Consider the following 20,541-nt stretch of genomic DNA (forward strand, 5'->3'; position numbering starts at 1 on the left):
ATTTGCTATAAAATTAAATACAAAGAATTTTAATATTTTCACAATTGAAAATGTCATACTCTTTTGAAAAAAAGGTGGTATAGTATGTCTACGTAAAGGTTATTTGCTAAAACAAAACCGAATTTATGGAGAGAAAAAATGAAGAAAATGAACTTAATCAAAAAAATAGTAGCAACCGCAACCATAGCAGCACTCAGTGTTTCAATGTTCGCAGGAACAGTTATTGCAGGACAGTTTAAAACAACTGAAAAGGGAATCTGGTATGAGAATGATGACGGATCATGGCCTGCAAGTGTTTGGAAGTGGATCGACGAAGACGGAGACGGAAAGTTCCTTTGCTATGCTTTTGATGAGAACGGTTACGTTTATTCAGGCACAACAACACCTGATGGTTTCACAACCGCAGCAGATGGTTCATGGATTAAGGATGGTGTCGCTGTAGTTCGTGATAAATTAGAGAATCTTGATACTACTGCTATAGCAAGTGCAGCTGCACAGACAGCTCAGATGCTTGCAAACGGTGATTCAAAGGCAAGCCAGCAAGAAATTGACAAGCTTAATGGTATACAGACAATTCAGACTTCAGAGACTAAGCAGCTTAGTCTGACTCGCCATACTACAACAAATGTTGATTCAAGCGAGATTGTTCAGACAAAGTATATTTCAAAGAAAACAACTGTAGGTGCAGCAGGTGCAACAACAAGCACAGAGGACGACGGTCCTGATATGAGCCAGACAAGCTTTGATACAAACGGTCCAAGCGTTCCTGAAGGAGCAGCAGTAAGCTCAGCAGCACCTCTTACAGACACTTCAACTATCAACTTCCCTGGTCCTGACGGAAAGTATTCAGATGGTTCAGACGAAGAGTGATAGAATACGCAAATTAGTCTTTACAAGGAAAATTAAATAGGTATTTTGAGTCCATCAACCATCTGCGACAGCACAAAAATGGCTGATGGACTTTTTTGGTATATAACAGAATGGATTACGAAAGCCATAGAATATCTATCTGACAGACCTCCATATGATACATTGAAGAAGATCAAAAGGATGAAGAGGGGAAAATAGCATCTCTATCGAATGTCCCCCCTTGATGTATTTAAGATTCTATAGATGTAAAGGTGAACAACATTTCCGGCAAATCAAATAGCAGGATGACCGACACCGGTCAACCTGCTATTCGGAAGGGAGTTAATTACTAATGAAGGGAATTGAGGCCGGGATTGATGGGTTCCCGCCTCTTAATTAATAGTATTCACAAGTATCTTTGAAATAAGAAGTTGGCGTCATTCTTATTTCCATTTCTCTTTTGTTGACTTAAATATAACTCATCAATCATCACAAAAGTGTCACAGATTTTACTGGATATTTGCTTATCTCTATGTTAGAATTTCTCCTTGTGAGTTATATATTTGAAACTACGGAGGATGTTTTATGAACGCAGTGGGCTGGATAATCTATGTTGTTGCAATCGTTGCAATGTTTTATTTTATTGGTGTCAGACCTTCACAGCAGGAACGTAAAAAGCAGCAGGAACTTCTTGCATCTGTAGCTGTAGGCGATACAGTTCTTACAAGCTCAGGTTTTTACGGAGTTATCATTGACATGACAGATGATACAGTTATCGTAGAGTTCGGTAACAATAAGAACTGCCGTATCCCTATGCAGAAGGTTGCTATCGTTCAGATAGAGAAGCCAAATTCAGGTTCTTCAAGCGACGACAAGAAATAAGAATCGGCTACAATTGAATAATAAAAAATGAAGGCGAGCAGCACACGGATCGATCCGTCAGCTGCCCGCCTTTTTGCCGTCATGACCGAAATTCGTAATAAATACGTAAAACGTAATTGATTGTTACTATACGTCAAATAGCGTAACATAGGACTTAGATAGATTTAGTGATTTTGAGGCGGTGGTGATGAATCTTAAGACTCTTAGAGAGCTGAAGGGAATAAGTCGAAAAGAGCTTGCAGATATGACGGGGATATCTTTCCGCTCGATACAGGATTATGAGCAGGGACATAAAGAGCTTAGTTCGGCAAAGGCAGATACGATCCTGAAAATGGCAGGGGCACTGGGCTGCACCATGGAGGATCTTATCTCGGATTTTGACCTCAGTTCCTTAAAGCCAAGCGAGCTTAAAGAGATGGTATCAGACGAGAATCAGAAATCCAGAGTACTGAGTGCACAGGGTGAAGGTTCATACATTCTAATGCATAAAGACCGGGAAGTAGCCGGCCTTGTACTCGAGTCTGAGACGGGTTCGATCGTTTCGGTGACCCGTGTTATGGATGAAACCCGTATGCCTATAGGAACGGTCGGGGAGGACCGCTTCCTAAAGGCATGGTGGTACCACAGAGCCGCACCGGTTACACAGGGAAATCTGGCGTCAACATTGGAAAAACTCGGATTCCTGTCGCCTCAGGCATATCTTCTCAGGAACCTGGGACTGTCCCTCAACGACGACTACTGGCTGAAACCCCAGGGCAGCAGTCTTACATGGGACGATGTGAACCTTTATAACAATGAATTCGACGATGTTGTTGGTGCAAGCCATTTCACCGGTCTCCCCGTTGATGAGGATTTTTCTATTACGAAGGAGCTTTTTCCAAGCGGGTCAACCAAGGGTAATGTTCCCAAATCCTGGGTTTGCGTGGAAGGGAAGAGATATCTCGTCAAGGGTACCGAGGGCAACAAAACCCAGCAGATCTTCAACGAAGTCGTAGGTGCCTACATTCACAGAAAGCAGCAGAAGTTTGATTTCGTGGATTATGAGTTCTACACCATAGATTACGGTCATGGCAAGAGACTTGGTGTGAGTGCCGAAGCATTCACCTCCGCGGACCTCGAGTTCGTATCTGCACGTGAACTTATCCGGGCAGGAAGGAGGATGCACAAAGGCGCATCGGATTATGACATTTTTGTTAATGCTTGCGAAGATGGCGGAATCCCTAAATCTGATGTGGAAGCATTTCTGGATTATCAGATCCTGACGGACTTCATCATTTCCAATACTGACAGGAACTATGACAATTTCGGAGTGCTGAGAGATGCGGAGACTCTCAAGTTTGTAAAATTAGCACCCATATTTGATTCGGGAAACTCCATGTTCTACGATCTTGACATGAACCATGGAACCCTCGAACTCAACAATATCCCGGTGGACAGTTTCGCCGAGAATGAATTCGGCCTGTTGAGACTGGTCAAGGATCCTTCCATAGTTGAAATGGATAAGCTCCTTACCAACGACGAGCTCAGCAAGGTTCTGGCAAGCTCCAATCGTACCCCCGAGCAGGTGCGAGTGCTTCTTTCCATCTACGACCGAAAGAAGGACATGCTTTTCAAATTAAAGCGCGGTGAGCTGGGCTGGCTGAAGAAGTAAACTGAATTGATTATTGGTTGTTATGGTCTGAAAAGATTCTGACAACTAAGAATATACCTAAAACCTCTTTTTCTCCAAGCGCTGAGATCTGAGCCTTTCTCCTACATGATCTCAGCGCACTTTTTTTGTTTAGTGTTAGTCTTTAAATAGGTCTCTTTTTTTTATATTTAGCCAAGATGTGATTTGATGAAAGCCTACGGCTGAAACTCCGTCTTGCATTAACGCTCCAATGTAGTAAAATCTCTTTAAACATTACCCTTTAGAAAGGAAAGCTCCGGTCGCAACCCTGCGTCCGGATGGCATCTGAAAATATGAAGCAGACATTAATGGCGGTTTTCGGAGGAAGATCAACAGAACATGAAGTTTCCTGCAAATCCGTAGTAAACATTGTAAAAAATATAAATAAGGAAAAATACGACGTGCTCCTGGTGGGTATCACCAAAGAAGGAGAGTGGCTCCTTGCTGAGTCTCTCGATCAGATCATCGACGAAAGTTGGTACAAATCCGGCATCAAGGCCTGCCTTCTTCCCGACGCAAAGCTTCAGTCACTTCTTATAAAGGACAAGTCCGGAGCCATTTCCCTCAGAAAGATCGACGTGATCTTCCCGGCTCTTCACGGCAAAAACGGTGAGGATGGCACCATTCAGGGACTTTTCGAGCTGGCTAAGATTCCTTACGTTGGCTGCGGCGTTCTCGCCAGCGCGGTTTCCATGGACAAGCTTTACACCAAGATCATTTGCAACGAGCCTCTCAGGAAGGTTGGCGTTCGCCAGGCGGAGTATGTTTCCGTTGTCGGCAACGAGATCAAAGATATGGACGAATGCGTTCGCCGCGTTGAGAAGGCATTTGAATATCCCGTTTTCGTCAAGCCCTCCAGCGCCGGCTCCAGCTGCGGCGTGACCAAGGCTTACAATCGCGAACAGCTCATCGAGGGCATCAAAAAAGCCTACGAGGTTGACTACAAGGTTCTTATCGAGGAGACCATCATTGGCCGCGAAGTTGAGTGCGCCGTGTTCAGAGACATTGACGGCAACATCAAGGCCAGCGGCGTCGGAGAGATCAAGGCAGCAGCCGATTTCTATGATTACGATGCGAAGTACAACAATCCGCAGTCCGAAACCGACACTGACCCTGATATTAATGAAGACGACCGGGAACTCATCCGCAAAGCCGCAAAGGTGGTTTTCGATGCAGTTGACGGATTCTCACTTGCCAGAATCGACTTCTTCCTTACGGAGAACGGCCCGGTTTTCAACGAGCTTAACACTCTTCCCGGCTTCACCGCCATCTCCATGTATCCGATGCTTTGGGGCGTAAAGGGAATCGATAAACCGAGACTGGTGCAGGCGCTTATAGATACTGCATTTACCCGACCGACTACCCAGGGGTGACGACCCTAAGAAATTCTTAACTTTTACTTTTGGATTCCTTCAAACACTTTCGTGCAGCCGGTGCTATATTATCTACATAATAAATGTACGAAATACACAATCCTTTATCCTTTTAAATGTTTAAGATTTCAGATAGCCCCGGTCGTTGACCGGGGTTTCTTGTTTCCCATAGACCGTAAGAATTCTGCAAGGGGGTCTGACCCCCTTACAGACTCCTCACGGGGGCGGCTCTTGCCGTAAGATTTTTGTAAAGGGGTCTGCCCCCTTGCATTGTGAATAATTCTGGAGGAAAAATGCGGGTCAGAATAGAGATGAAATCCCGCCAGACAGTAAATGGCGATACAGATATTTTTGATACGGTTTCCGACGGCATATTGAGAGAAGTCGGAGACGGCACACAGATCCTGACCTATTTCCAGGACGGAGTCCACAACGAAATGCGGGTGGACACAGCCGGAAAGGAAGTGACAGTGGTCAGGAACTGGAAGCATGACAACGCTTTCCGCTATAAGGAAAACACAAAGCATGTCATGAACTACGAAACCCCCATGGGTTACATGGAGCTTGGCTTTGACACAAAGCGTGTTGAGATCGACCGGATTCACGCAGAGCTCGTGATGAATATCTTCCTTTCTTACAGCATCACCCAATATGGCAATCCTGTTTCGGAAAATGAGATAGAGATAAGGATCGCTAAGGCGTAGGCGGTGTAGTCCTAAGAATCATAATTGCTAGAACAGTACCGACTCTTGCATAAAGCTAAAATGGACAAAACCATGACTCGGATAGATAAAAATCCGGTTTAGGTCATATAAAGAAACCCACGGTGATGACTCATATTGAAAAATACATGATTTAGGTCATATAAAGAAGCCCACGGGGATGACTCATATTGAAAAATACATGATTTAGGTCATATAAAGAAACCCACGGGGATGACTCATATTGAAAAATACATGATTTAGGTCATATAAAGAAACCCACGGGGATGACTTATATCGAAAAATACTTGATTTAGGTCATATAAAGAAGCCTACGGGAATGACTCATATCGGATAAATATTCAATTGAGGTCATGCAAAAGAACTTTCGAGTATGACTCGCATTAGAAAAAAGCTGAATGCGGTCAAACGATTGCGGTCAAACAGATGGTTTTTTCCTTGCATTTTAACAGCTCAAATAGTAATATTAGGTTCGGCAGTTTATCCGCCACCATGTATTTTTTTGAAAGTCGAGGATTTAATATATGTTTTTAATGGCTATATCAATAGGTACCGTAGGAAAGGTACTTCTCATCATACTTCTGATTCTTCTTGTTATTCTTGGAGTTCTTTACTATTTTGGACGTAAGATGAGTCAGCAGCAGGCAGAACAGCAGCCTATGATCGAAGCCAATACTCAGAACGTTACAATTCTGGTTATAGATAAAAAGAAGATGTCTATAAAGGAAGCTGTAGCAGCAGGACTTCCCAAGCAGGTTGAGGAGCAGACTCCTATGTACTTAAAGCTCAGCAAGCTTCCGGTAGTTAAGGCAAAGGTTGGCCCTCAGATCATGACACTTATGGCTGATCCAAGCGTATTTGATCAGATTCCTTTACACAAAGAGTGTAAGGTGGCTGTTGCCGGAATCTATATCCGTAAGATCCTTTCAGTTCGCGGCGGCGCAATTCCCAAGGCACCTGAGAAAAAGGGCTTCATGGCGGGCCTCAGAAAAAAGGCTGAGCAGCAGCTCAATGAATCAAAGAAATAAATCAAATCATACAAAGCGGTTCACTTTCCGGTGAGCCGCTTTTTTTAGCTCCCCCGACCAGCCCAACCTCTACGCATCACTTCTCCGGCGCCCCGACCTGTCGGCCCCTGCACATTTCTCCCCCGGCGCCCCCGATGCTCCGGGCATCCTGGCCTCGCGCCACTTCTCGCCCATGCCCCTTCTCGACACAATGAAAAACCTCCAACCCATTGCAGTGGGTCGGAGGCTTTCATAAGGAAGTAATTATGAGATTTGTTTATGAAAAATGCTATGCATCTATCTGGCTAAGGTTAGTACATTGCTTTTTCTTTCTTACATGTATAAGTTATCACGAGTAATGTCACAAAAGTGTCACAGATTTTGTATATTTATGAGAAAATTATTTTTTTAAATGCACCCCTTGACTTGAGTCCGCTTCCTGCGATAATATGTATGATACCTATTTTGGGGCCCTAGGCGTATTGCGCCCATTTTTCGGCTTTCAAAATACATGTAACTATTAGGAAACATTTAACCAGATTCATTGAAATGTTGATACATCGAAATACAATGCTCGTAACGATGAATGCACATTTTGAGAACATCCACATCTTTCTATGAATCACAAAGATCAAGCGGGTTTCCCGCAATGGGGTGAACGGTCAATGGAAAAAAGCAAGATGCGTGTCGTTAAAAACGGCAAAAACGTCAGAATGACATTTGCACAGCATGAAGAAGTGCTGGAGATGCCAAACCTGATTGAAGTCCAGAAGGATTCCTACGAGTGGTTCCTTTCAGACGGCCTCCGCGAGGCATTTGATGACATCTCTCCGATCCAGGATTTTGCTGGACACCTTTCCCTTGAGTTCGTAGGCTACAAGCTCTGCGAGAACGAGAAGAAGTACAACATTGAAGAGTGCAAGGAGCGTGATGCAACTTACGCAGCACCTCTCAAGGTAAAAGTACGTCTTATCAACAAGGATAAGGAAGAGATCAACGAACATGAGATATTTATGGGCGATCTGCCTCTTATGACAGATACCGGCTCATTTGTTATTAACGGTGCAGAGCGAGTTATCGTTTCACAGCTCGTTCGTTCTCCGGGCATTTACTATGGTGAGGATCACGATAAGATCGGTAAAGAGCTTTACTCATGTACAGTTATCCCTAATCGTGGTGCATGGATCGAGTATGAAACAGATTCCAATGACGTATTTTTTGTACGTGTAGACAGAACCCGTAAGGTTCCTGTATCTGTATTTATCCGTGCCCTTGGTGTCAGCTCCAATGCCGAGATCATTGACCTCTTCGGTGAAGAGCCGAAACTCATGGCTTCTTTCGAGAAGGAGTCACCTGAGGCTCAGAACTACGAGGGCGGTCTTCTTGAACTTTACAGAAAGATAAGACCCGGTGAGCCGCTTTCAGTTGATTCAGCAAGCTCACTTCTTAATGGCATGTTCTTTGATCCACGCCGTTATGATCTTGCAAAGGTAGGACGTTATAAATTCAATAAGAAGCTTCACTTCAAGAATCGTATCAAGGGACATACTCTCGCTGAGGATGTTATCGATGAGACAACAGGTGAAGTTATCGCACAGGCAGGAGAGGAGATTTCCCGCGATAAGGCTATCGAGATCCAGGACGCAGCAGTTCCTTATGTTTGGATCGATGGTCCTACACGTAAGGTGAAGGTTCTTTCTGCAATGCAGGTAGACCTTAACAAGTACGTTACTTTCGACGCTTCAGAGATCGATTACGATGAGGCTAAGGAGTACGAGCACGTTAAGGAGTACTTTGAAAAGCAGGCTGACCGCACACATGCATCATTAAGCGAAGAGGCTGAGAAGAAGCTTTGGGATGCCCTTACTCTCGAAGAGAAGCAGGCACTTATCGACCAGGATAAGCCTGATGAGCTCGTTTACTATCCTGAGCTTGCAAGACTTATGGAGGAGAATGCTGACGATCAGAGAGCTCTCCGTATAGCCATCATGAAGGATATGCATGAGCTTGTTCCTAAGCACATCACAAAGGAAGATATCTTTGCTTCCATTAACTATTGCATGCATCTTGAGGAAGAGGTCGGAACCAAGGATGATATCGATCACCTCGGAAACCGTCGTATCCGTGCTGTGGGAGAACTTCTCCAGAACCAGTACCGTATCGGTCTTTCCCGTATGGAGCGTGTTGTCCGCGAGCGTATGGCAACACAGGACATCGAGGAGATCACACCTCAGAGCCTCATAAACATTAAGCCCGTAACAGCTTCTGTTAAGGAGTTCTTTGGTTCATCACAGCTGTCACAGTTCATGGACCAGAACAACCCGCTTTCAGAGCTTACACATAAGCGTAGACTTTCAGCCCTCGGACCGGGCGGTCTTTCAAGAGATCGTGCAGGATTTGAGGTTCGAGACGTACACTATACTCACTATGGACGTATGTGCCCTATCGAGACACCTGAAGGACCTAACATCGGTCTTATCAACTCTCTCGCATCCTATGCACGTATCAATGAGTACGGATTCATTGAGGCTCCATACCGTATGGTAGATAAGTCTGATCCACAGAACCCTAAGGTTACCAGAGACGTTGTTTACCTTGCTGCAGACGAAGAGGATAACTACGTAGTTGCACAGGCAAACGAGCCCCTTGATGCAGACGGACATTTCCTTCATGACAATGTTTCCGGCCGTTTCAAAGAGGCTACCCAGGCATTCCCTAAGGCCTCTATCGATATGATGGACGTATCACCTAAGATGGTATTCTCAGTTGCTACTTCCATGATTCCGTTCCTCCAGAACGATGACGCTAACCGTGCCCTCATGGGATCAAACATGCAGCGTCAGGCCGTACCTCTTATGGTTACCGAGAGAGCCGCAGTTGATACAGGTATCTCTGCCAAGGCTGCCGTTGACTCGGGTGTTTGCTGTGTTGCAAAGTCTGATGGTGTAGTTGAGATCTCTGCTTCAAACAAGATCATCATTCGCCGTGACTCCGATGGAACTCTTGATGAGTATAAGCTTACAAAGTTCATGAGATCCAACCAGTCCAACTGCTACAACCAGAAGCCTATCGTATTTGCAGGTGACCATGTAAAGAAAGGTGATGTTATCGCCGATGGTCCTTCAACCTGTCAGGGTGAGATCGCTCTCGGTAAGAATCCTCTTATCGGATTCATGACATGGGAAGGTTACAACTACGAGGATGCGGTTCTCCTTTCAGAGAAGCTCATCCAGAATGATGTTTATACATCTATTCATATTGAAGAGTACGAATGTGAAGCCCGTGACACCAAGCTCGGACCTGAGGAGATCACTTCCGATGTTCCCGGCGTAGGTGACGATGCATTAAAGAACCTTGACGAGCGCGGAATCATCCGCATCGGTGCTGAGGTTCGTGCCGGTGACATTCTTGTTGGTAAGGTAACTCCTAAGGGAGAGACGGAGCTTACCGCTGAAGAGAGACTTCTTCGTGCAATCTTCGGTGAAAAGGCAAGAGAAGTTCGTGATACTTCATTAAAGGTACCTCACGGCGCATACGGCGTTGTTGTGGATGCCAAGGTATTTACAAGAGAAAATTCAGACGAACTCGCTCCGGGAGTTTCAGAGTCAGTTCGTATTTATATCGCACAGAAGAGAAAGATCGGTGTAGGTGATAAGATGGCCGGCCGTCACGGAAACAAGGGTGTATGTTCAAGAGTTCTCCCTGTTGAGGATCTTCCATACCTTCCTAACGGACGCCCTCTCGATATCGTGCTTAACCCTCTCGGCGTGCCTTCCCGAATGAACATCGGACAGGTGCTTGAGTTACACCTTTCTCTCGCTGCAAAGGTTCTCGGCGTAGATGTTTCTACACCTATCTTTGATGGTGCTACAGAGCCGGATATCAGACAGACTCTCATCCTTGCTAACGATTACGCTAACAAGTCATGGGAAGAATTTACAGAATTACACAAGGAAGAGCTTGATCCTGAGGTTTATGAGTATCTCGGTGCTCATCTCGATCACAGAGAGGAGTGGAAGGGTGTACCTATCGGAACCGATGGTAAGGTACAGCTCCGCGATGGACGTACAGGACTTCCGTTCGATGGCAAGACATCTATCGGATTCATGCATTACCTTAAGCTCCACCACCTTGTAGATGATAAGATCCACGCACGTTCAACCGGTCCGTACTCACTGGTTACACAGCAGCCACTTGGTGGTAAGGCACAGTTCGGTGGACAGCGTTTCGGAGAGATGGAAGTTTGGGCCCTCGAGGCTTACGGTGCTGCATACACACTTCAGGAGATCCTTACCATGAAGTCCGATGACGTTGCAGGACGTGTTAAGACCTATGAGGCTATCATCAAGGGACAGAATATCCCTGCTCCGGGTGTACCTGAGTCCTTTAAGGTTATGCTTAAGGAACTTGAGGCACTCTGCCTTGACGTTCGTGTACTTGACGATCAGCAGAATGAAATCGAGATCACAGAGGATCTCTACGATGCTAACCAGGATATGCACCGTCTGCTTTCAGGCGGAGACAACCGTTATGATAAGAATGAGAACCTCGGCCAGTATGGCTTCGCAGCTCAGGAATTCAAGAACGGTGAGCTTGTTGACGCTGATGAAAATATGTCCGCACAGGGTGTAGAGTTGTTCTCGGATGGTGACGATGAGCTTGTGTCAGCATTAGGCGCAGATCTCATGGATGATGGTTTCGGGGATGATTCTTCAGAGGAAGATGATTTCTTTGAGGATAGTGAAGATATCGTTTCGGAGTCTGACGATTTCTCAGACGACGATGAAGTATAATAGGAGGAATACATGGCACAGCTTGATAAAATAAATGAGCCTGTTCAGTTTGATTCGATCAAGATCGGCCTTGCCTCTCCGGAGAAGATTCTGGAGTGGTCTCATGGTGAAGTTAAGAAGCCTGAGACGATCAACTACAGAACTCTGAAGCCTGAGAAGGATGGACTTTTCTGTGAGCGTATCTTTGGACCGGTTAAAGACTGGGAGTGCCACTGCGGAAAGTACAAGAAGATCCGTTATAAGGGTGTTGTTTGTGACCGCTGCGGTGTTGAGGTAACAAAGTCCTCCGTAAGACGTGAGAGAATGGGACACATAGCTCTTGCAGCACCTGTTTCTCATATCTGGTATTTCAAGGGTATTCCTTCAAGGATGGGTCTGATACTTGATATCAGCCCCCGTGTCCTTGAGAGAGTTCTCTATTTCGCAAGCTATATAGTACTTGATAAGGGTGAGACACAGCTTGAATACAAGCAGGTTCTTTCTGAGAAGGAGTACAGAGATGCGGTTGAACAGTACGGCTATGGTTCCTTCCGTGCAGGAATGGGTGCTGAGTCTGTACTTGAACTTCTTAAGAGCATTGACCTCGAAAGAGAGTATACAGAATTAAGACAGGAGCTTGATGACGCTTCCGGTCAGAAGAGAGCAAGAATCGTAAAGAGACTTGAGGTTGTTGAGGCATTCCGCTCATCAGGAAACCTTCCTGAGTGGATGATCCTTACACAGCTTCCTGTCATCCCGCCTGATCTTCGTCCTATGGTACAGCTTGACGGCGGACGTTTTGCAACATCTGATCTTAATGACCTTTACAGAAGAATCATTAACAGAAACAACCGTCTCGCCCGTCTCCTCGAGCTTGGCGCACCTGAGATCATCGTACGTAACGAGAAGCGTATGCTTCAGGAGGCTGTTGATGCTCTTATCGATAACGGTCGTCGCGGACGTCCTGTAACAGGTCCCGGAAACAGAGCTCTGAAGTCACTTTCAGATATGTTAAAGGGTAAGCAGGGACGTTTCAGACAGAACCTTCTCGGTAAGCGTGTTGACTACTCAGGACGTTCTGTTATCGTCGTAGGACCTGACCTTAAGATCTACCAGTGCGGTGTTCCTAAGGAGATGGCTCTCGAGCTTTTCAAGCCTTTCGTAATGAAGGAGCTTGTAAATACAGGCAAGGCACACAACATAAAGAATGCCAAGAAGATGGTCGAGAGACTCGATCCTATGGTTTGGGATATCCTTGAAGGCGTTATCAAGGGACACCCGGTTATGCTTAACCGTGCTCCGACCCTTCACAGACTTGGTATCCAGGCATTCGAGCCAACCCTCGTAGAAGGTAAGGCTATCAGACTTCATCCGCTCGTTTGTGCAGCGTTCAATGCTGACTTCGATGGAGACCAGATGGCTATCCACCTTCCGCTTACACAGGAAGCTCAGGCAGAGTGCAGATTCATGCTTCTTGCACCTAACAACCTGCTTAAGCCTTCAGACGGTGGTGTTGTTGCGGTTCCTTCACAGGATATGGTACTTGGTATCTACTACATCACACAGGAGAGACCCGGTGAGCCTAACGAGGGAATGTTCTTCAAGAGCATTAACGAGGCTATCCTTGCAAAGGAAAACGGCTACATTACCATGCACACAAGGATCAAGGTACGTATCAAGAAGAACCTCAAGAACGAGGACGGTACCGAGAGAACTGTTGAGGGCGTTATCAATACAACTGTAGGTCGTCTCATATTTAATGAGATCATCCCTCAGGATCTCGGATTTGTTGACCGTACAATTCCGGGCAATGAGATCCTTCCTGAGATCGATGAGATAGTTAAGAAGAAGAACCTCAAGAAGATCCTTGAAAAGATAATGGACGTTCACGGTGCTACACAGACAGCATTAAGCCTTGACGACATCAAGTCCATGGGTTACAAGCAGTCTACAATTGCAGCCATGACCGTTTCCATTTCAGATATGACAGTGCCTGCATCAAAGCAGCAGCTCCTTGATGAAGCTCAGAAGACTGTAGACAAGATCGCACGTAACTATCGCCGTGGTCTCGTAACAGAGGAAGAGAGATATCAGGAAGTTATCGATACATGGAAGAAGACCGATGATCAGCTTACTCATGACCTTCTCAGTGGTCTTGATAAGTACAATAACATCTTCATGATGGCTGACTCCGGAGCCCGTGGATCCGATAAGCAGATCAAGCAGCTTGCAGGTATGCGTGGACTCATGGCAGATACAACCGGACGTACCATCGAGCTCCCTATCAAGTCAAACTTCCGTGAAGGTCTTGACGTACTGGAGTACTTCATTTCCGCACACGGTGCTCGTAAGGGACTTTCCGATACTGCGCTCCGTACAGCCGATTCCGGATACCTTACCCGTCGAATGGTTGACGTTACACAGGATCTCATCATCCGTGAGCTTGACTGTTCAGCAAACAAGGACAAGATCCCGTTCCTTGAGATTTCAGAGCTTTCTGACGGACAGGAGAAGATCGAGTCACTTCAGGATCGTATCACAGGACGTTACATCGCTGAGGATATTGTAGATCCTGAGACAGGCAAGACTGTTGTTAAGGCTGACCACATGGTTACACCTAAGCGTGCACCGCGTGTTATCAAGGCTCTTAACAATATGGGCAGAAAGACCATCAAGATCAGAACCGTACTTACCTGCCGTTCAAAGAATGGTGTATGTGCTAAGTGCTACGGTTCAAACCTTGCAACAGGTCAGCCGGTTCAGATCGGTGAGGCAGTAGGTATCATCGCTGCTCAGTCAATCGGTGAGCCGGGTACACAGCTTACCATGAGAACCTTCCACACCGGTGGTGTTGCCGGTGGTGATATCACACAGGGTCTTCCCAGAGTTGAGGAGCTTTTCGAAGCTCGTAAACCTAAGGGACTTGCAATTCTTACAGAGATCCCGGGTGTGGTTGAGATCAAGGAAACCGCTAAGAAGAGAGAAGTTGTTGTTACTGATGATGCTAATGCTCAGTCAAAGACATACCTTATTCCATACGGTTCCAGACTTAAGGTACAGAACGGTCAGGTTCTTGAGGCCGGTGATGTACTTACAGAAGGTTCCATTAACCCTCATGATCTCCTGAAGATCAAGGGCACCAAGGCAGTACAGGATTACATGATCTCTGAAGTTCAGAGAGTATACCGTCTCCAGGGTGTTGAGATTCAGGACAGACATATCGAGATGATCGTTCATCAGATGATGAAGAAGGAACGTATCAACGAAGCAGGTGATTCACACTTCATTCCTGGTACAACTGTTGATCGTCTTGATTTCGAGGATGAGAACGAGAGGCTTATCGCAGAAGGCAAAAAGCCGGCAGAGGGAACAAGAATCATGCTTGGTATCACCAAGGCATCTCTTGCAACAGACTCCTTCCTGTCAGCAGCATCCTTCCAGGAGACAACCAAGGTTCTTACCGAGGCTGCCATCAACGGAAAGAGAGACAACCTTGTGGGACTTAAGGAGAACGTTATCATCGGTAAGCTCATTCCTGCCGGTACCGGCATGAAGCGATACAGAAATGTAGAGCTTTCACAGGATATTGAGGATATCGAGGACGAGACAGAGCAGCTCTTCACACCTGATGAGGCATTCGACATCGATGCTGAAGGCGTTGAGAGAATCGCAGCCCGTCACAGAATCGAGAACCAGAAGAATAATGTACTGTAAATAGTTCTGACTGATGAAGTGTTTAACACTAAACAGTCCGTAACCAAACAGTAATAATAGAAGAAAGGGATCGCGGCTTGCCGCGGTTCCTTTTCACCTATATTCACAAAAAAAGAATATGGGTCAAGTAATCCCCGATACTCAAATGACCTATATCAGCAAAAACGCAATATGAGTCAAGCCCTTTCCTGATACTCAATGACTTAAATCCTCAAAAACGTAATATGGGTCAAGACTATACCTGAAGCTTAATGACCTAAATCTCCAAAATTGAAATTAGAGTCAATACTTTTCCCGGTTTTTAATGACCTATATCCTAAAAAAGGATAAATGAGTCAAGATTTGGACTGATTTTTTATGACCTATATATTTTAAAATGTGATTATGAGTCATGTAGTCTCAGGTTTCACAATGACTCATATCACAAAAAACAGATTATGAGTCAGTTAATAGTGTGGTTTCTTTTGTTATATGAAAATTATATAAATTTGATTGACAATAAAATGTGGTTGAAGTATAGTACTTAGGCGTGCGTGAAAAAACACGCCCTGTTTGGTATTTCAGGTTAAAAAATATACATATTATAAATCTATTGAAAGGAGAACCAAATGCCTACATTTAACCAGTTAGTAAGAAAGGGCAGAACTTCTCAGAAGAAGAAGTCTACCGCACCTGCACTTCAGAAAGGATTCAACTCTTTAAAGAAGGTGGCAACTAACATTTCCGCTCCTCAGAAGCGTGGTGTATGTACAGCTGTTAAGACAGCTACACCTAAGAAGCCTAACTCAGCTCTTCGTAAGATCGCCAGAGTAAGACTTTCAAACGGTTTCGAAGTTACATCATACATTCCGGGAGAGGGACATAACCTTCAGGAGCACTCTGTTGTTATGATCCGTGGTGGCCGTGTTAAGGATCTTCCTGGTACAAGATACCATATCATCCGTGGAACACTGGACACAGCCGGCGTTGCAAACAGAATGCAGGCCCGTTCAAAGTACGGCGCAAAGAGACCTAAGGCTAAGAAGTAATTTAGATTACCTTAGTAAGATTCAGTAATTAAGACATGGTTAAAATGACGGATAATGGAACTCATTATTTATATAAGGTGTGTCCTTGTCCGCATGAACTCGCAAAACACTACAATTAAGTAGCAGTTGCGTAGAGTACCGATGATCTAAAACAAATTTTTAAGGAGGGAAGTAACGTGCCACGTAAAGGACATACTCTGCACAGAGACGTTCTCGCAGACCCAATCTACAATTCAAAGATTGTAACAAAGCTTGTTAATTCCATCATGCTTGATGGTAAGAAGGGTGTTGCACAGAAGATCGTTTATGGTGCATTCGACATCGTCGCAGAGAAGAGCGGCAAGGAAGCTACAGAAGTATTTGAAGAGGCTATGAACAACATCATGCCTGTTCTTGAAGTTAAGGCTAAGCGTATCGGTGGTGCCACATATCAGGTACCTATGGAGGTTAAGCCTGAGAGACGTCAGACACTTGGCCTTCGTTGGCTTACAGAGTTTTCACGTAAGAGATCTGAGAAGACTCAGGCTGAGAGACTCGCTAACGAGATCATGGACGCTGCAAACAATACCGGTGCAGCTGTTAAGCGTAAGGAAGAGATGCATAGAATGGCTGAGGCTAACAAGGCATTCGCGCACTACAGATTCTGATAGGAGGAAAACACTTTGGCTACCAGAGAATATTCACTTGAGCATACAAGAAATATTGGTATCATGGCACATATCGATGCCGGTAAGACTACATTGACAGAGCGTATCCTCTTCTACACAGGTGTTAACCACAAGATCGGTGACACACACGAAGGAACAGCAACCATGGACTGGATGGCACAGGAGCAGGAGCGTGGTATCACTATCACATCCGCTGCTACCACATGTCACTGGACACAGGAGTTCGAGCACAAGAAGATTGAAGGTGCTCCTGAGCACAGAATCAACATTATCGATACTCCGGGTCACGTAGACTTCACAGTTGAGGTTGAGCGTTCCCTTAGAGTACTTGACGGTGCTGTAGGTGTGTTCGACGCTAAGTCCGGCGTTGAGCCACAGTCTGAGAACGTTTGGAGACAGGCTGATACATATCACGTACCAAGACTGGCATTCATCAACAAGATGGATATCGTAGGTGCTGATTTCTTCCATTCTGTTCAGACTATCGTTGATCGTCTTGGTAAGAACTGCGTTATGGTTCAGCTTCCTATCGGACGTGAGGACACATATGTAGGTCTCATCGACCTTATGGAGATGAAGGCTTACTACTATAGAGATGACAAGGGCGAAGACATCGAGATCACAGCTGTTCCCGATGATATGAAGGATCAGGCTGAAGAGTACCACACAAAGATGGTAGAGCAGATCGCTGAGCTCGATGAGGAACTCATGGAGAAGTACCTTGAGGGTGAGGAGCTTACTATCGAAGAGATGAAGAAGGCTCTTCGTAAGGCTACAATTGCAGGTGATGCAATTCCTTGCCTCTGCGGTACAGCTTACAGAAACAAGGGCGTACAGAAGCTTCTTGATGCTGTTATCGATTATCTCCCGGCTCCTACAGATGTTCCTGATGTTACAGGTACAGATATGGACGGAAATGAGGACACAAGACCTTCATCAGATGATGCTCCGTTCGCAGCTCTTGCATTCAAGATCATGACTGACCCGTTTGTAGGTAAGCTTGCATATTTCCGTGTATATTCAGGTACACTTAAGACCGGTTCTTACTGCCTGAACTCTACAAAGGACAAGAAGGAGAGAGTTGGTCGTCTTCTTCAGATGCATGCTAACAAGAGACAGGAACTTGATGAAGTATTCTCAGGTGATATCGCAGCTGCAGTAGGATTCAAGATCACTACAACAGGTGACACAATCTGTGACGAGCAGCACCCTATCATCCTTGAGTCTATGGAATTCCCTGAGCCTGTTATCTCTGTTGCTATCGAGCCTAAGACCAAGGCTTCACAGGGTAAGATGACAGATGCTCTTGCAAAGCTTGCTGAAGAGGATCCTACATTCCGCGTAAGAACTGATGAAGAGACAGGACAGACAATCATTTCAGGTATGGGTGAGCTTCACCTTGAGATCATTGTTGACCGTCTTCTCCGTGAGTTCCACGTAGAGGCTAATGTTGGTGCTCCTCAGGTTGCCTACAAGGAGACATTTACAAAGGCTGTTGATGTACAGGGCCGTTATGTTCACCAGTCCGGTGGTTCAGGTATGTACGGTGATTGTAAGGTTAAGTTCGAGCCGATGGATGCAAACGCTGAAGAGACCTTCAAGTTTGAGTCTACTGTTGTCGGTGGTTCTATCCCTAAGGAGTACATTCCTGCTATCGAGAAGGGTATCAGAAACGCAGCTCAGTCAGGTATTCTTGCCGGCTATCCTGTACTTGGTATCCATGCTAATGTTTATGATGGATCATACCATGATGTCGATTCTAACGAGCGTGCATTCGAGTTCGCCGGTTCAATCGCATTCAAGACAGCTATGGAGAAGGCAGATCCAGTTCTTCTTGAGCCTATCATGAAGGTTGAGATCGTAACTCCTGAAGAGTACATGGGTAACGTTATCGGCGATGTAAACTCTCGTCGTGGACGTATCGAGAGCATGGAGGACATCCCTTCAGGCAAGCAGGTTAACAGCTTTGTACCTCTTGCAGAGATGTTCGGTTATGCAACAGACCTTCGTTCAAAGACACAGGGTCGTGCAAACTACTCAATGTTCTTCGATCACTATGAGAAGTGCCCTAAGAACGTTCAGGATGCTGTTCTCAAAGAGAAAAAAGGCAAATAATTAAAAATATTTAAAAAAAGTCAGTATTTTTGGGCTAAGATAAGCATCTGAATGCCCAAAAATACTTGATAAAATAAACTAACAATGATAAAATCATGTTTGCTGATTGCAAGGAGATACTTTGCGATTGGCTTAATGTACTGCACGGAGCATGCGAGCGCATGCATGGTGCTTGACATGATATTCGTTGTATTACATTTTCCAGGAGGAATTGAAAAATGGCAAAGGCACATTTCGAAAGAACTAAGCCACATGTTAACATCGGTACCATCGGTCACGTAGACCACGGTAAAACAACTCTTACAGCTGCTATCACAGCAGTTCTCGCTGACAGACTTGGACTTGATCCAGCTGTTCCTTTCGATCAGATCGATAAGGCTCCGGAAGAGAGAGAAAGAGGAATCACTATCAACTCTGCACACGTTGAGTATGAGACAGAGAACCGTCACTATGCTCACGTTGACTGCCCGGGCCACGCTGACTATGTAAAGAACATGATCACTGGTGCTGCTCAGATGGATGGTGCTATCCTCGTTGTTGCTGCAACTGATGGTGTTATGGCTCAGACAAGAGAGCATATCCTTCTTGCTCGTCAGGTAGGTGTTCCTGCTATCGTTGTATTCCTTAACAAGTGCGATATGGTTGACGATCCTGAGCTTCTTGAGCTCGTAGAGATGGAGGTCAGAGACCTTCTTAACGAGTATGAGTTCCCAGGCGATGAGATTCCTGTAGTTCAGGGTTCAGCTCTTAAGGCTCTTGAGGATCCTAAGAGTGAGTGGGGCGACAAGATTCTTGAGCTTATGAAGCAGGTTGATGAGTACATTCCTGCTCCTGCACGTGAGACAGATAAGCCTTTCCTTATGCCTGTTGAGGACGTATTCACAATCACAGGTCGTGGAACTGTTGCTACAGGCCGTGTAGAGCGTGGTGTTCTTCACCTTAACGATGAAGTTGAGGTTGTAGGTATTTCTGAGGAGACTCAGAAGACTGTTGTAACCGGTATCGAGATGTTCCGTAAGACTCTTGATGATGCTCAGGCTGGTGATAACGTAGGTCTTCTCCTTCGTGGTATCAACCGTGATCAGATCGAGAGAGGTCAGGTTCTCTGCAAGCCGGGTTCAGTAAAGTGCCACAGCAAGTTCACTGCTCAGGTATACGTACTTACAAAGGATGAAGGTGGACGTCATACTCCTTTCTTCACAAACTACAGACCTCAGTTCTATTTCAGAACAACAGACGTTACAGGTGTTTGCCACCTTCCAGAGGGTACAGAGATGTGCATGCCTGGTGATAACACAGAGATGAGTGTAGAGCTCATCCACCCTGTAGCTATGGAAGAGGGTCTTCGTTTCGCTATCCGTGAGGGTGGTAGAACAGTAGGATCTGGAAGAGTTGTTTCTATCACAGAGTAATTCTTCGATTCCTAGTATCACTAGATGAATTTTCAAAAGAGCGTAGAGATTTTCTCTACGCTCTTTTTTTGAACAATATTATTCGTAAACATCAATTATTGTTTACTCATTTAACTTATCTTGAGGAAATGGAGTTTAGAGTCAACCCAAGAATCGTCATACGTTAGATTAATAAATTAATAAGGGGAAAGTAAAGAAAGCGACATGACTTTAGCCTTTTTTCTTATAGTGGGATATTGTAAACTATATGTGTAAAACTATGTATATTTGTAGTTTGTCTCATATATCAAAACTGTTAAATCCTGCTGGTTTTGATAGGCAGACTGGTAT

At 45.2% G+C, this 20,541-nt stretch carries 12 protein-coding genes; all 12 read left to right on the forward strand.

The genetic code is table 11. The features are described from left to right. Window positions 1–138: 138 nt before the first annotated feature. The 12 genes from T357_RS19970 to tuf all read left to right on the forward strand — a co-directional run bounded on the left by T357_RS19970 (window position 139) and on the right by tuf (window position 20,211). Window positions 139–870: a hypothetical protein gene (locus T357_RS19970; protein WP_031549051.1), complete on the forward strand. Its 732-nt coding sequence runs from the start codon at window positions 139–141 to the stop codon at window positions 868–870. Between the two features lie 564 nt (window positions 871–1,434). Then, entirely contained in the window at window positions 1,435–1,731 is a 297-nt protein-coding gene (gene yajC / locus T357_RS0104165; protein WP_031549054.1) for a preprotein translocase subunit YajC, read from the forward strand. A 187-nt stretch (window positions 1,732–1,918) separates the two neighbouring features. After that, window positions 1,919–3,382: a helix-turn-helix domain-containing protein gene (locus T357_RS18975; RefSeq protein ID WP_044916076.1), complete on the forward strand. Its 1,464-nt coding sequence runs from the start codon at window positions 1,919–1,921 to the stop codon at window positions 3,380–3,382. Window positions 3,383–3,693: 311 nt separating this feature from the next. Beyond that, complete coding sequence (locus T357_RS0104175; protein WP_031549059.1) at window positions 3,694–4,773, forward strand: D-alanine--D-alanine ligase family protein; 1,080 nt, start codon at window positions 3,694–3,696, stop codon at window positions 4,771–4,773. A gap of 293 nt (window positions 4,774–5,066) precedes the next feature. After that, a complete protein-coding gene (locus tag T357_RS0104180) occupies window positions 5,067–5,477 on the forward strand; it encodes a DUF1934 family protein (RefSeq protein WP_031549062.1) in 411 nt (136 codons plus the stop codon). A gap of 542 nt (window positions 5,478–6,019) precedes the next feature. Further along, window positions 6,020–6,523 carry a hypothetical protein gene (locus T357_RS0104185; RefSeq protein WP_044916077.1) on the forward strand — a complete coding sequence of 168 codons (504 nt, stop codon included), beginning with the start codon at window positions 6,020–6,022 and terminating at the stop codon, window positions 6,521–6,523. 644 nt (window positions 6,524–7,167) lie between these two features. Beyond that, window positions 7,168–11,295: a DNA-directed RNA polymerase subunit beta gene (gene rpoB / locus T357_RS0104195; protein WP_155991227.1), complete on the forward strand. Its 4,128-nt coding sequence runs from the start codon at window positions 7,168–7,170 to the stop codon at window positions 11,293–11,295. Window positions 11,296–11,307: 12 nt separating this feature from the next. Continuing rightward, window positions 11,308–14,988: a DNA-directed RNA polymerase subunit beta' gene (gene rpoC / locus T357_RS0104200; RefSeq protein ID WP_044916078.1), complete on the forward strand. Its 3,681-nt coding sequence runs from the start codon at window positions 11,308–11,310 to the stop codon at window positions 14,986–14,988. A gap of 608 nt (window positions 14,989–15,596) precedes the next feature. Further along, window positions 15,597–16,016: a 30S ribosomal protein S12 gene (gene rpsL / locus T357_RS0104205; protein ID WP_029200263.1), complete on the forward strand. Its 420-nt coding sequence runs from the start codon at window positions 15,597–15,599 to the stop codon at window positions 16,014–16,016. A gap of 176 nt (window positions 16,017–16,192) precedes the next feature. Next, window positions 16,193–16,663, forward strand: a complete 471-nt coding sequence (rpsG, locus tag T357_RS0104210) for a 30S ribosomal protein S7 (protein WP_029200262.1) — start codon at window positions 16,193–16,195, stop codon at window positions 16,661–16,663. A 15-nt stretch (window positions 16,664–16,678) separates the two neighbouring features. Next, the gene (gene fusA, locus T357_RS0104215) at window positions 16,679–18,799 is read left to right on the forward strand and encodes an elongation factor G (RefSeq protein WP_031549076.1); all 2,121 of its coding nucleotides are present in this window, start codon (window positions 16,679–16,681) and stop codon (window positions 18,797–18,799) included. Window positions 18,800–19,017: 218 nt separating this feature from the next. Continuing rightward, a complete protein-coding gene (gene tuf / locus T357_RS0104220; protein WP_031549079.1) occupies window positions 19,018–20,211 on the forward strand; it encodes an elongation factor Tu in 1,194 nt (397 codons plus the stop codon). The last annotated feature ends 330 nt before the right edge of the window (window positions 20,212–20,541 follow it).

The organism is Oribacterium sp. FC2011, assembly GCF_000701645.1.
Classification (GTDB): domain Bacteria; phylum Bacillota; class Clostridia; order Lachnospirales; family Lachnospiraceae; genus Oribacterium.